We start from the raw sequence: 13512 nt of genomic DNA on the forward strand, positions 1-13512 counted from the left end.
ATAGCACTGGTTAATAAGGCAATGTATGGATACTAACAACACGACTATCCTGTTATTTGATAGTGCAAGAAAAAACGAAATCGTAAAGCTGACGGAAATATCCAATGTAGAGATATTGCATCCACATACAGTTAAAATCTCCAGCTTGCTGGCCAGTGAACTTTTTTCTTGCTCAGGAAAAGACCTTTCCCGCGTTGTTTCCGCCAGCTATCTTGACGCGTTATCCCAAGGCTACGATAACGTGAGAAAGAGAGTAGCCAAAAAATTTAGAACCTGTCATGTGGAGGCACATGCCTATTCTTCTGCTGAAAATGAATTTTCTCATGCGCTGCATACAGCTTTAACCAACTTTTCCGACGAAACTGAAAAACCTTACATATTGGCATCAGTCGGTCATGATTTCGGTCGTCAACGTTTTCCCGGCTCATCGACGGAAACAATCGGTGTGGCTCTGTTATTAAAAAACAACACCATTCCAGGCAAAACACCGGCAGGCAATGGCAATATAGAATTTATTGTCAGGGAGTTTGACTATCCAACACGTAATAATGCTGGAGCGTCTGACACCATAAAAGGCACCTCTGCCGCTGTCGTTTACCTCGCGGGGCTGGCTGCTAATCTACGCGACTTTCTTATAACGTTGGGAAATCCTCACGATCGCCTTGCGCTGCACGCCGGTATGATTTACCTGAGTGAGGCATATCAGGGATTGTATTTGTTTGAAAACAAGGCACTGCCGCAACCACTGCCACAGTGTTGGGATCTCAATGTCGGCAGGTCAACACAGGTAGAAGCCATCTTCACATTGCCGTCAACAAGCGCGGGAGTGAAGATAGGTCTGGCCGCCAGTTTTCAGGGGAGTATCGCACGCACAACCCGGTTAACAACAATAATCGATGGTCAAAAAATCATTGGGGAAAATGGAACACTACTTATTTCTACCGAGCAGTTGAGCCAGCCAGGCGAGCATACGATAAGATTACAAGTAGAAGGGCTGTTCGATCGGATAACCTTCGCCTCTCAGGAAACCCTCGTCACAGAAATAACGTCTTCCACTCCTCTGATTAAAGCTGATGATGATGTCATTGTTGGCATTTCTGCCAGTCATGATGCGTCGGCCTGCCTGCTGGTCAACGGTAAAATTCGTTATGGCATTCAACTGGAGCGCCTTACGCGAATTAAACATGATGGACGAAATATTCTCGACACTACCCTGGCGGTAGATTATTGCCTGTCAGCAGCAGGCCTTACTTACAATGACGTGAACTGTTTTGCCTATAATATTCAGGCTGCCACACCGGAATATGTCGGCCTTAATCAGCCGATCCATGCTGCAGATTTCACCCTGTTTGATCCGTTCTCCGCCAAAGCCGTCTTTGCCAGCCACCATCTGTGTCATGCCTTTGCCGCCTGGTCTGGTTCGAAATTTAACCAGGGTAATGTGCTGGTCGTTGATGGTTCAGGCGGAACCGTCGTGGGCCAGGACGATCTTTTATGCAATGGCGAAGAATTTTCCACCTACTTGAATACCGGTCTACATGGAATTAAACCGCTGTTGCATGTCGTATCGCATTATTCTTTTGATCAGCGGGGCTATCAACTCGTAAACCGGGAATACAGCCCATCATTTAATATTAGAAATGGCAGTTTTTCCCTTGGCGAAGCCTATGCTTCCGTGAGCCAGTTCGTATTTAATTCCTGGCAGGCATCAGGTAAATTGATGGGATTAGCGCCGTATGGCACACCTGAGTATGCGAATGAAATCGCGGTTGAAACACCTTCAGGCCTATCGTATGGCTACGAGTGGAAGCAAAAATTTACTGAAAAGAAAGCGAATCCTATGGATTACGCTAATCTGGCAGCCTCGGTGCAAGCCGTGTTAGAAAAAGGAATATTTTCCCGCCTGGAGCGTTTCCAGATTACGAATAACACGCCGCTGGTCATGACCGGTGGCGTGTCATTAAATTCCGTCGTCAACTTCAAAGTCCGCAATCATCTTAAATTAAAAGACTTTTATCTATTCCCCGCACAACATGATGCTGGTATCTCCATCGGTGCAGCCTGTGCCGCCTATTATAAACGGCATGGAAAAACCCTGAATGATGCCTTTAGCCATGACTATCTGGGCAAAATTTATCATTACCGGGATATTGCTTTTGCGACTAACCGTTTTGCTGACAGAATAACCCTCACTCCGATTGATACTGCCGCACTGGCAGAGCGATTAAACGCCGGACAAGTCATCGGGTATTTTTCCTGTAATAAAGGTTCTGAATTTGGTCCACGCGCGTTAGGTGCTCGCTCGCTGCTGGCAAGTCCATGTTCCATGGACACCTGGAAATTCATCAACAAGTGGGTGAAATTCCGTGAAGACTTTCGCCCCTTTGCCCCAATGGTCGCGGCTGAGCAGCTTAATCAGTACTTTGACGGGGATGGTGAACACAAATATATGCTCGAAGTTCTGCCGGTTAAAAAAGAATATCGAGATAAACTCGCCGCAATCACCCATGTTGATGGTACGGCACGGGTACAAACAGTCTCGGAACATGACAATGCCGAGATCCACGCGTTATTGAATGCCTTTGGTGAACGCTCTGGATTTCCAGTCTTGCTGAACACGTCATTTAATGTCCGTGGACAACCAATCGTTGAAGAACCACAGCAGGCAATCGAAATGTTGCTTTCAACCCATATCGATGCCGTGATATTTGGCGACTATATTGTTGAATTGCGTAAGTGGGAATTAGATGAAGAAAACCTGCCAGGACTATTACGTCTCAGCCCTGGTTGCAAGCTGCACAGCACACTGGAAAAAAATGAAGCAAAGTACTGGGTTACTCACGACTATCAAGGAATGTCAAAATTAATCAGTGCGCAACTTTATCAATCATTAACGGAACTGCTCAGGCTCCATTATCTAGCTGATGTGCAGAACGCCTATGCTGCACTTCCTTTAACACTCAGAAAGCAGATAAATAAGTATATTCAGCTGAAATGTCTGACTCTGGCCCATGATTTTTCAGCCGGGAGGAATGAACATTGAAAGCAGTAGCTCATCCCGGCTTAAGGCGTTATACCGAGAAAGAAGTTCTGGCACTTGCTCTACCACTGCGTAAGCGTTTAGGTATTTCAAGACTCACGTCTGTCGGTGAGTTTATTAATCTTCCGGGTATATCTATCGTTAATGCCGTGAGAACAGAGATAAAAAAAGGCCAAATTTCATCCACACAGGGGAAAGGTCGTAGTCTAATCGCTGCGACCTGCAGCGCACTGATGGAAGCGTATGAACGGCACTGTGCTTGCTGGTGTGATCATGCCATTTTCCCTCATCAGGCAACCAGGGACGATAACAAGACACTGCAACGATTAGGTTTCGCTCCGGAATGTGATATTCAGCAATGGATAAAAGGATATGAATGGCATTCAGGTCGCGAGCTACGCCTCCCAGCTATTGAAGTACAATTTCCCTATCATGGTTCCGACAAGCATAACGCGAATATACAAGCGCATACTTCCGGACTGGCTTGCGGTGGCAGTCTGGAAGAAGCGATCTGTTTTGCGATCATGGAGTCGATAGAGCGTAATACGACATCGTTGTTCTACAAGCACTGTCTATCCAAAATCTGCGCAGACTTCGTTGATCTCTCGACGATTTCCAGAGCATCGACCATGACGCTGTGGGAACATCTTAACGATAAAGGGTACGAGAGTTTCGCGTTGCGCATACACGGTCCCTTACCCACTTACTATGTTGCGCTGTATGATCCTGTCAGTATGGGACCAAAGTTTATGATTGCTGGTTCTGCGTCAGGTTTTACCGAATCTGACGCGCTGGATGCCGCAATGATGGAAGCGATTCAGGGGCTGGTAGTAAGTTTGCAAGCCTCCCGGGAAGATTTAAGCCGACAGAAGAAGAAGTACCGCTCGCAGTCTTTCTTTGAAACATCGAAATTTAACAAGTTGAAGGCGTTATTCCACAAACATTATGCCAACGTAACGATGCCATCATTAGAACGATCCTCCTCAGAGCAATCGCCCGACACGCTAACAGCTGCGACACAATTTCTTGTGAATATTCTCGAAAAGCAAGAAATAGAAGATGTTTATATTGTGGACTTATCGCTGAGTGACGTACCTTTTCATACGGTTAAAGCCGTTATTCCTGGCCTGTATGATTGGCATGTTAATCCTGGTCGTGTGGGGTAATTATGCTTTTTTCACCTAAACGTAAACCGATCGTATTTGGTGGTCCTTCAGTTTCATCGATTAAACAGCATGACGATGTTATTGAATATCGCCCACCGATTCAGGGTGGCGAACTGGCTGCATTAACAGGTAGCGGTCACCCAGTATTAATCGTTGATGGTTTATTTGGCACGAAAATGTCCGTAACCGTAGTTGAGTGTCTGGAATTTATTCAAGCCGGAGGGCTATTGCTGGGCTGCTCTAGTATGGGAGCACTGCGCGCTGCCGATTGTTATACAGTTGGGATGGTTGGCGTAGGGCAGATTTTTCAGGGTTATCTTATGGGGTATTACCACTCTGACGCAGATGTTGCATTGCGTTATCACTCAGTTAGTCATGAAGAAATAACACTATCATGGGTGCATATAGACCATATCACCCGCCACCTCGTCATGAAAAAACAGTTTTCATCACTCACCGCCCGACTTATTTTAGCAAAAATACGCTCTATTAGCTGGTATGAACGTTATATTGACCAGGTAGTAGAAATCATCCAGTCTTTCTCACCGCAGATCAAGGATAGTGAATTAAGAACACTATTTAGCGATGACGCTTTGCATCCTAAAAAAAATGATGCTCAATTAGCGATTAATTATCTGACTCAATTTTATCTGGCAAGACGTGAGTAATAAAAAATGAAAAACAGTCATTGGTTAAAAAGCATCGGTTATCTGGATAGCTCTTTCCGTGCGATGCAATCCACATCAAATCAGTTAAGTCATCTGTTAGTCGGTGCATTAGGCGGGATGTTTAGCTCTGCAGTTTCACTACGCGTGTCTATCGCGTTTTATTCATCAATCATCCTCGAAGTGCCATCGGGTTTACTCGCCGATAGGCTGGGGCATTTTAGAAGCGTTGCTTTGGGTAGCTATTTTACCGCATCGGCCCTGCTGACGCTTTTTTTCTCACTGATAAGCACCCACGATGCTGGCTTACAAATAGCGCTGTTGATCCTTAGCTCATTTCTCAGCGCTATCGGCATGAGCCTGATTTCGGGTGCCTATCAGGCAATGCTGCAAGACATGATAGACAACCAAATCATTAAGTATGGTGGGGAAAGTGGGCTACGAACAAAAGCACTTCTACTTTCACAGCGATACGGTAAAGAAATTGTGTCGATTGTTCCGATCATCTTTCTGCTCATTCTGCTCGTGATGTATCGAACTATCGGGTATGCAGAAGTGATGCTGTTTATCCCTGCAATTATGTTTATAATTCTTGGAATCTGGTTATGGCGTTACCCGAAAAAAAATAACACACACTTTATTTTCACTGAAAATAACCATAAAGCCAATAATAAAAATACGCTTAGAAATTTCATTTCTTGTCTCAGAGCAATGAGCCGAGAGCAGTTGATCATGCTGATTAAAATCTCGATAATAATCGTTTTACTTAATTTCTCAATGGTCCACGTCCATACGTACTTGATGGTAGCGGAATTTAGGGAATATAACATCATGAACATTAGTATTATTTACCTTATCCCTTTATTCTTGTTTATTGCCTCCTTTGATGCCGCCCATTATGTTAAGGGTATAATCGTGCCACGTGCTGCGGCAAAATTTGATGATAAGTCACTGATTATTTTTTCCTTCAGCAGCCTCGTATTATTATCTGCCGGTTGCTATTTCCTCTATATTTACTGCGATGGTATACTTTCACTTATTTTATATGTTTTGTTTTTCCGTGCTTGTGTCACCATGGGACAGGACGTTGCCATCAGTAATTTACTGGCTCGTCTTCCTGAAGAGATTCGGGCATTCACCCTTAGCCTGGTGATGAGTTCCGTGATTGTTCTATACGGTGCATACTCTGTCTATTTAACATTTATCGGTATTGGTGCAGAACCCGCACAGAATGTTTTGATAGAAATTCTGGTAATTGCTTTAATTGGCGGCGTTTTCTCACTGTCACTAAAAATAGTGCCGTTGAATGAACCTGATGGTTCTGAACTGCAAGCATCAAATTAATAATCAAACCGGGAAAAGAAGCATGAACACAGAAAAAACAAAATTATTCTCCACTGCCAGAACGGATGTTTACTGCCTTACAACGGACTTTTCCGAGCAGTTTCAACTTTTCTTAGTCGAAAATCGGGATAATTTCGCACCATTTGAACCATTGCGCACTGAAGATTACTTTTCGCTTGAGAGCATCAGGCAGCGTATTACCGATGCTCAAACTGATTTTAAAGCAAGGAAGTGCCTATTGCTTGTGTTCACTATCAAAGGAGAAGATAAGATCATCGGGAGCATTAATTTTACAAATTTTGTTTACGGTGTATTTCAGGCCGGTTACTTAGGCTTTTCAATCGATAAATCATATCAAGGGCAAGGGTTGATGCATGAAGCGTTGGAAAGCGCAATCACCTATGTCCATGAAAACTACGGTTTGCATCGTATTATGGCTAACCACCTTCCCAACAATTTACGTAGTAAAAATATATTAGCAAGACTTGGGTTTGTAAATGAAGGATTTGCTAGATCCTATTTAAAGATAAATGGAAAATGGCAAGATCACGTTCTGAATTCATACATAGCGCCTGAAAAATAAAAAGGATAAATAACATGGACAAGAGCGAAATCAATCGGTATCTCAAGAAATCATTTGCTGATATCACTACGCAGATTTCTGATATTTATGGTGTTGATTCGACAGAACGTTTATCCGATTTTATGGCCGGGATGTTGGGTGAATCTCATAGCAAGCCATCACACCCGCTGCAAAAACCACGTCTACTGTTTTTCCCTGGCCTTGACAACGGTCCATGGATTGATGAAAGTTCAAATGAAGCAACTGCACAGGTCGCTAACCTGCTGACCGAACACTTTCATCCGATTAAAGAGGAATTCACCGCAGCAACCAGTCAATTGAAAGCGTACTCATCCAGTAATCTATTTAAAAACCTGTCACAAAAAGACTGGTCATCCATTTCACTTTGGAGCCGAGGGAAGTTCAGTGAACAAATAGCTCACTTCCCTACTATAGAAAAATTAATCGGTAAATTTGAAGACCTTCTTTTTCCGTGGCGAGGAGAGGTTACGTTTATGCGGTTAAAAGCCGGAGCCTGGCTGCCTGAACATTATGACTGGACTAATGCACAGATAACCTGCCATTTTGGTATTAATATCCCTGATGATTGTGGCCTAATCGTTGCGGGAGAAGAACGACGCTGGGAAGAAGGAAAGTCTATTTTTTTCGACCATAGTTTCCTTCATCATGTATACAATCATTCTGCGAGTGATCGTGACATCTTATTAATTAATTTTTTGCATCCTGAGCTCACTGATGCAGAAATTCATGGAATAAGACTATTAGGCCCGGTTCTGGCAAAAATCAGCGATCCCCCCCAATGAATGAGGTAATTAGTATTCCCTCAAAATGCGTAATCTGGGGGCAACAGTATTCAACAGGCTACACATGTGGCTTAGCCGCGACACGATCCAACCTGCCCAGCGTCACCGTCCCCGCCATTCAGCGGGGAAAGCCAACTCTCTACTGCTGTGCCGAACGTCCGTAATAGGCGGTGAAACTGGCTTTAGCCAGCATGTTGCCGTTGATCATGTAGCCACCGAGTGCCGGGCTAGCGTCTTTGGGAACATCCAGTGTTTTGGTCTTCAGCGCATAGACGGTGAAAACATAACGATGCGGTTTGTCACCTACTGGCGGACAAACGCCGCCCCAGGCCTCCACGCCGTAGTCGATACGCACCTGATGCGCACCAGTTGGCAAATGTTTGCCACCGATTTCACCAGCGTTAGCGGCAAGACCATTTACCTTCGCCGGAATATTAATCACCATCCAATGCCACCAGCCAGAACCGGTCGGGGCATCCGGATCATAAACCGTGACGGCAAAACTCTGAGTCCCTGCCGGTGCACCGTGCCAGTTTAATGCAGGAGACTGGTTCAGCCCGCTACAGCCAAAGCCGTTGAACTCAAAGCTGGCAGGCAGCGTGCCATCAGGTGTAATGGATGGACTGGATAATGTCAGGGTATCCGCCTGTGCTGCGGCGGTCATCAACAAACCGGCGAGCAACGGCGCGCAGGAGCGGAACAGAGGTGAACGTGTTTTCATATTAGTATTCCTGTGACTCATGGTAGGCTGGGTTTGCCATTCATCGCCATGCCGTGCACGACGGCTGTATTGGGGATGAATATCAGACACAGACTGATCTGTGCCGCTAATGGTAGCGCGCCGATGTCATTACCATTGCTCCGGCTCGCGCAACCTTTGTTCCATTTTCACCACGGATACCGCATGACGCTGACCGACGACTCCAACCCGCCCCTGATGCATTCGGCCGAGCCGGTGCCCCGTCATCTGCTACCGCTTTCCCATCAGATTATCGCCCGTAGCCAGTATGCATTGCGCACAGTGGTTATACGTACTGACCTGATTGGGATGGTCGTCTCTGGCACAAAACAGTTACTGGCACCGGAAGGCAGCAACACCTTTGCACCCGGCGAGTTATTTATATTGCCGCGAGGCACCCAGTGGGACGTGATCAACGACCCAGCCCCGCAAGGGCGCTATGTTGCGCAGATTCTGAACCTGCAACCAGAAACGGTGACACGTTTCCATCAATGTTTCGGTCAGTTTGCGGCACTAACACCGGTGCGGAACTTCGCCCGAGTCACAGAGAGCAGCACGATAAAGACCACATTTATGCGTGCCGCCGACGCGCTGAGCGATACCGAGTGTTCGGCGACGTTAAGCGAACACCGCGTACTGGAGGTATTGCTTTTGTTAGCCGAGCAATACGGCATTGTGCTGACCCCACCGGGATCATTGAACTGGAGCGAGCGAGTGCGACGCCTGGTGGCGCAGCGCCCCTATGATCACTGGTTGGCTGACCGGGTAGCGCAAGCCTTATCCACCACCGCCAGCACGTTGAACCGTCGGCTGGCGCAGGAAGGCAACACCATCACTGCCTGCGTAAGGGAAACCCGGCTGGAAGCGGCAATGGTGCTGCTGCAATCATCGGATCGACCGGTCGCCGCTATCGCTCTTGATGTCGGCTACGAATCTCACAGTAAATTCACCGCAGCTTTCCGCCGCCGTTTCGGCGTAGTGCCATCGGCGTTGCGCGATTAGCACAAAGAGACGGGTGGCAGAGGTACTTACACATTGTTTCAATACACATTATTTCGATCATGCTCGAAGAATGCAGTTCCCCCGCTGGTTTTCCTGCCTTAAAGACTTCGTTATCATGCAACCAGCATACAAACGAAAGCCATGTTGGCCGCACATCCCCGTATCACCGGGTGAGAATCAGGCCCACCAACCGTAAAGTACCGGACTTCATGAGAGATAATGAGCATCGCCAGTATCATTAACTCATTAAAATTTAAGAAGATGGACATCACAACGCGATGAGTACACCAGAGAGTTTAGACGCCCACACCCCCATGATGCAGCAGTACTTCTTAATCGATGTTAATACATTGAAATATAAGTATAAAAATATTACCAAGTAGACTATAGCTTACTTATGGCATACATTCTGGGTGGTATGACTGTGGTTTGAAAGAAGCAGATGACAAGCTCCTCTTAGAGTAAAAAACTAAGCATTGGTTGTTTACTCACCATCATTCAATAGATACACTATTTATAGGGACTTACAACGGCATATGGAAAACAACACATGTCTATTCCCAGTAATATGTAGTTTTATGATGAAGGTAGAACATTAATTACGATGGTTTAAAGCACAAAAGTAGGATGTAGATAGAACCCGAAGCTTGTAACCGTAAAAATGTTTGCCTAATCAACAGAAGCTGTAAAATGGCTTTATGAATGATAAACAAAAGAGTTATATTTTATAAAATAGGAAAAACATGAAAGCTTACACACTTAAAGAAAATAAAGATTCCGGTGAACTTCACCTTTTTGAAGGGGATATGTATCCAAAAGATTCAGAATATAAATGTAATTCAAAGGCAAAATCCATATGTAAAAAAATGGACAAATCAGATAGTAAAGAAAATCGTTTCACATGTGCTACTGAACAAGAAGCAAGGGAGAAAATCGCTAAAATTGGGCGAAAAGTTTGTGGGACATGTGTAAGCCATTTATATGAATCCTACTAAGATTTATTAGTCGAGTTTGTATTTATTTCATCATAAAATGGTTCTTAACATTAAACCAATGGAAAATTATCCTTCGGATGTTATTACTATATGAAAACAATAGCTAAAATAATTATTGTCTTACACATCACTTTAGTTATTGGGATTTTAGCTGGCCTTATTATCGACAACAGCTTAATTTCAAAGCATCCCGAAGGATATCTTTTTACTTCCATTTGCATTATCTCATTCGGCATTTATTTATTGCAAAAACACAGGGCATCATACAAAATTCTGAATGATTTAATTCTCGCTATATCAGCCGGAATTATTGCCTCTGAATATTTATTTTTCGGCAATAAACAATTTGATATTATCCCTGTTTTAAGCTTGAAAGATAGCGATCCACAAACATATTATTTAATGATATCAAAATTTATAGTAGTAACCTGTTGCCTTACAGCAAAAGTTTTTATTACCCTAAAAGAATTTTTAAGTCTCAGAAAAAATGAAAAATTATCTGGCAAATATCCAAGTGCGATAAGAACGTTTTTCTCATTTATCAGAAAGATTTTTCCTGCAAAAATCAAAAACAAAGTCCAAAACAAACACCACGACACATAATGTTATGAATATATCGCTGATTAAAACAGAGACATTAAACAAAGCAACATAATTTTCAGTGCTGTTCCAGTTATTGACGGCTAAAACATTCATTATTATAAAAAGGATGCTACCGATGCAAACTTTAATAGATTCCATATACCCTCACATGTTTCAGAATTACTAATAAACAACTTTAAATTAATTTTTTTGAATGTCAACACTATTACCCATACAATAACAAAGGGTAGGTTTGGTTTGCATTTATTAAATACCTATCATTTTGAATATTTTTAAAAGGATTATAGAATGCGCAATGAGAATTTATACTTAATAGATACAATAAAAAGAAGAATATATGATTTTGATAGCTACAAAAATGAATTTAATAAGAAAAAAACTCTTATTTCATTAGATAGCAACTGTTGCACTGATTTGTTGTGTAACTATTGGTCAAGTCGGTTTGCAAAATTGTATGGTTATGAAATGTGTGCAAACTACTCGGCCTTAGAAGGTAATTCGTCTTCTTTTGATGATGAAACCCAAAAATACATACGCTATTGTTATATAACAAAAGCAAAACTTGAGAGTTATGGATATAATTTTCAACGACAAGAGTTTACAAAGAGTTTCCTTGATGCTTTTAACCATCCAGCAACGGATATCCATAATAGTGGAATTCAATTTCTTAGAAGAGTTTATGAAATAGAGGATTTAAATTTAAAAGTTATCATCGATAATTTCCTAAGTTTTGGTCCTGTCACCAAATCCAAACAACATTTAATTAATCCATTCTTGGTTCATACTGCATTGTTTTATTCATACAGAAACAAAGCGAATATAAAAGATACCCCAGCGACTTTTTTGAAGAAACAGCAATATGACAATCCCAAAAAGAAAACAAAGGATCAAATAGCTTATAATGTATATATGGACTGCTATATTCTCTTCCACACATTTCACTTACCTGTTCAAATGAGTAACGTTATTAGAACCACACCTATGCGGTTAGAACCTTATATGTCATTACCTATTGCAACATTTGATAAAGGAATGATGCTATTCGCAAAAGCTTTTTTTACTCTTTATAATATATTTGACAAGAATTATTTTGAAATAAGAAACAACTTAGAACCAATTTTTGTTAAAAAAGATATTATAAATAAGTTATCAGAAGAAGATATATCAACATTACGAAGTGAATGCTATCCTTCCGCTGACGACGAATGCATAAAAGAAATAGTATATGAATTATTAGTAAACCGATTAGTGTTTTAACCTTTATATATCTGCAAGGTATGACTAAACGAAGCGGAGCTTCGTTTAGTCTCCTTGTTTTTCGCCGTTCCGTTGAAAAAAGAAAATCAAAGTCGAATCCAAAAGATTGACTTACTCTGTATTTCTAATATAACTGTATTATAAGTGTTGCAAAGGAATTGCTCACTATAAGCGAATACAAACATACACATATGAAAAGGAGTTTCTATGAGTAATACAATAACCTTATCCTATACAAATAATTTCCAGCCTATTTGTCTTCATAAAACAGAAAAGTCACCGAATGAATCATTACGAATACATTGTGTCAGTGTTCGATTTAATAAAGAAGAACTGGATATTCTCAATAAAAAGAGAGGTGACAAAAGCAAAGGTGAATGGCTTAGATTAACCTCTCTTAATAGGCCTCCTCCTGTCGTTCCTGCTATAAATATTGAAGCCTGGAAATCACTGTCTGACATATCACAGAAGCTGAATCGTCTTATAAGCCATCTTGATACAAAAAGTAGTAATAGTGAGTTAACCAAAACAGAGATCTTCGCAGTCAAAAAACAAATCAATCAGCTTCGTTCGTGCCTGACAGCTTCTTCCGTTCTGCCAGGCAGGTAAGTCTTGCATGAAAGGGATGCAACGGATAAAGAGGCATAAGAACTTTATCAATGTCGTAAAGTATGTGTTGAAGCCAGGTTCTCATCACAGAAGTGATCCTGTGGTTATTGGTGGCAACATGACAGGTGATTGTGCCAATGAACTGATAGCTGAGTTTGATACGGCCAGCAGGCTCAGAACCGACATTGCAAAACCTGCATGGCACAACTCGCTTCGTCTTCCTCAAGGAGATAAGCTTTCAAACGAACAATGGAAATCGATAGCTGATGATTACATGCACCGTATGGGATTCAATGACACTCATCTTCGTTGTTATGTATTGCATGACGATCCCGTTGGTCAACACATACATATCATTGCTAACCGAATAGATTCGGTATCAAGTAAGGTTAACTTAGGTAGACATGAAAGCCTTAAAAGTGGTCGTATAATCCAGGAACTTGAAAACAAATACAGTCTCACTATCACAAAAAGCCCTGAATTACTAAAACCTACAGATACTGGAAAAGAAACAAACAAAGCAATTCCCCAAAAATCAAAAAAGATTTCCCGGAATGAAGCAATGTTTGAACAAAGAACAGGTGAGATCTGCAATAAGCAGCAGTTACAAATGCTCCTTGATAAAAGTTTGGCAGATTCACCAGATGTGAAAACTTTCCTAATAAGGCTTGAGGAAGCGAAAGTTTCGAGGGTGTAATTAAAATTG

At 42.4% G+C, this 13512-nt stretch carries 12 protein-coding genes and 1 pseudogene; 12 read left to right on the plus strand and 1 reads right to left on the minus strand.

Annotation, left to right across the window (positions count from 1 at the left end; all coding sequences use genetic code 11):
- The first annotated feature begins 25 nt into the window (after positions 1–25).
- The 6 genes from OB87_RS19495 to OB87_RS19505 are packed head-to-tail and all read left to right on the plus strand — an operon-like array spanning position 26 to position 7601.
- Positions 26–3043, plus strand: a complete 3018-nt coding sequence (locus OB87_RS19495; RefSeq protein WP_050515726.1) for a carbamoyltransferase C-terminal domain-containing protein — start codon at positions 26–28, stop codon at positions 3041–3043.
- Positions 3040–4206 (plus strand): YcaO-like family protein, encoded by a 1167-nt coding sequence (locus OB87_RS15265; protein WP_033570264.1) that lies wholly within the window; start codon positions 3040–3042, stop codon positions 4204–4206. Before OB87_RS19495 ends, OB87_RS15265 begins: the two co-directional genes overlap by 4 nt.
- Positions 4207–4208: 2 nt before the next feature.
- A complete protein-coding gene (locus OB87_RS19500) occupies positions 4209–4874 on the plus strand; it encodes a TfuA-like protein (protein WP_050515727.1) in 666 nt (221 codons plus the stop codon).
- Between the two features lie 6 nt (positions 4875–4880).
- Positions 4881–6215 carry an MFS transporter gene (locus OB87_RS15275; protein WP_081977401.1) on the plus strand — a complete coding sequence of 445 codons (1335 nt, stop codon included), beginning with the start codon at positions 4881–4883 and terminating at the stop codon, positions 6213–6215.
- A gap of 22 nt (positions 6216–6237) precedes the next feature.
- On the plus strand, positions 6238–6798 hold the full coding sequence (locus OB87_RS15280) for a GNAT family N-acetyltransferase (protein WP_033570266.1): 561 nt from the start codon (positions 6238–6240) through the stop codon (positions 6796–6798).
- A 14-nt stretch (positions 6799–6812) separates the two neighbouring features.
- Positions 6813–7601 carry an aspartyl/asparaginyl beta-hydroxylase domain-containing protein gene (locus OB87_RS19505; RefSeq protein ID WP_050515728.1) on the plus strand — a complete coding sequence of 263 codons (789 nt, stop codon included), beginning with the start codon at positions 6813–6815 and terminating at the stop codon, positions 7599–7601.
- A 139-nt stretch (positions 7602–7740) separates the two neighbouring features.
- On the opposite strand, the gene OB87_RS15290 is transcribed toward OB87_RS19505, so the two are convergent.
- Positions 7741–8322: a YbhB/YbcL family Raf kinase inhibitor-like protein gene (locus OB87_RS15290; RefSeq protein ID WP_033570267.1), complete on the minus strand. Its 582-nt coding sequence runs from the start codon at positions 8320–8322 to the stop codon at positions 7741–7743.
- Between the two features lie 183 nt (positions 8323–8505).
- Here OB87_RS15290 and OB87_RS15295 point away from each other — a divergent pair, with 183 nt between their 5' ends.
- The 6 genes and pseudogenes from OB87_RS15295 to OB87_RS15315 all read left to right on the plus strand — a co-directional run.
- Positions 8506–9342 carry a helix-turn-helix transcriptional regulator gene (locus tag OB87_RS15295; protein ID WP_033570268.1) on the plus strand — a complete coding sequence of 279 codons (837 nt, stop codon included), beginning with the start codon at positions 8506–8508 and terminating at the stop codon, positions 9340–9342.
- Positions 9343–10085: 743 nt separating this feature from the next.
- On the plus strand, positions 10086–10337 hold the full coding sequence (locus OB87_RS15300; RefSeq protein WP_072025488.1) for a hypothetical protein: 252 nt from the start codon (positions 10086–10088) through the stop codon (positions 10335–10337).
- A gap of 90 nt (positions 10338–10427) precedes the next feature.
- Positions 10428–10940 (plus strand): hypothetical protein, encoded by a 513-nt coding sequence (locus tag OB87_RS15305; protein ID WP_033570270.1) that lies wholly within the window; start codon positions 10428–10430, stop codon positions 10938–10940.
- Positions 10941–11228: 288 nt separating this feature from the next.
- A complete protein-coding gene (locus tag OB87_RS15310; protein WP_033570271.1) occupies positions 11229–12197 on the plus strand; it encodes a hypothetical protein in 969 nt (322 codons plus the stop codon).
- A 207-nt stretch (positions 12198–12404) separates the two neighbouring features.
- Complete coding sequence (locus OB87_RS20020; RefSeq protein WP_072025489.1) at positions 12405–12806, plus strand: hypothetical protein; 402 nt, start codon at positions 12405–12407, stop codon at positions 12804–12806.
- 7 nt (positions 12807–12813) lie between these two features.
- Positions 12814–13494, plus strand: a pseudogene (locus OB87_RS15315) (relaxase/mobilization nuclease domain-containing protein); the annotation flags it as partial.
- Positions 13495–13512 lie beyond the last annotated feature (18 nt).

Origin of the sequence: Dickeya undicola (assembly GCF_000784735.1) — a bacterium.
Lineage (GTDB): Bacteria > Pseudomonadota > Gammaproteobacteria > Enterobacterales > Enterobacteriaceae > Dickeya > Dickeya undicola.

Excerpts from the sequence above, each read along its gene's own strand:
- OB87_RS19495 (WP_050515726.1), top strand. The coding sequence starts at position 26 with ATGGATACTAACAACACGACTATCCTGTTATTTGATAGTGCAAGAAAA.
- OB87_RS19500 (WP_050515727.1), top strand. The coding sequence starts at position 4,209 with ATGCTTTTTTCACCTAAACGTAAACCGATCGTATTTGGTGGTCCTTCA.
- OB87_RS15275 (WP_081977401.1), top strand. The coding sequence starts at position 4,881 with ATGAAAAACAGTCATTGGTTAAAAAGCATCGGTTATCTGGATAGCTCT.
- OB87_RS15280 (WP_033570266.1), top strand. The coding sequence starts at position 6,238 with ATGAACACAGAAAAAACAAAATTATTCTCCACTGCCAGAACGGATGTT.
- OB87_RS19505 (WP_050515728.1), top strand. The coding sequence starts at position 6,813 with ATGGACAAGAGCGAAATCAATCGGTATCTCAAGAAATCATTTGCTGAT.
- OB87_RS15290 (WP_033570267.1), bottom strand. The coding sequence starts at position 8,322 with ATGAAAACACGTTCACCTCTGTTCCGCTCCTGCGCGCCGTTGCTCGCC.
- OB87_RS15295 (WP_033570268.1), top strand. The coding sequence starts at position 8,506 with ATGACGCTGACCGACGACTCCAACCCGCCCCTGATGCATTCGGCCGAG.
- OB87_RS15300 (WP_072025488.1), top strand. The coding sequence starts at position 10,086 with ATGAAAGCTTACACACTTAAAGAAAATAAAGATTCCGGTGAACTTCAC.
- OB87_RS15305 (WP_033570270.1), top strand. The coding sequence starts at position 10,428 with ATGAAAACAATAGCTAAAATAATTATTGTCTTACACATCACTTTAGTT.
- OB87_RS15310 (WP_033570271.1), top strand. The coding sequence starts at position 11,229 with ATGCGCAATGAGAATTTATACTTAATAGATACAATAAAAAGAAGAATA.
- OB87_RS20020 (WP_072025489.1), top strand. The coding sequence starts at position 12,405 with ATGAGTAATACAATAACCTTATCCTATACAAATAATTTCCAGCCTATT.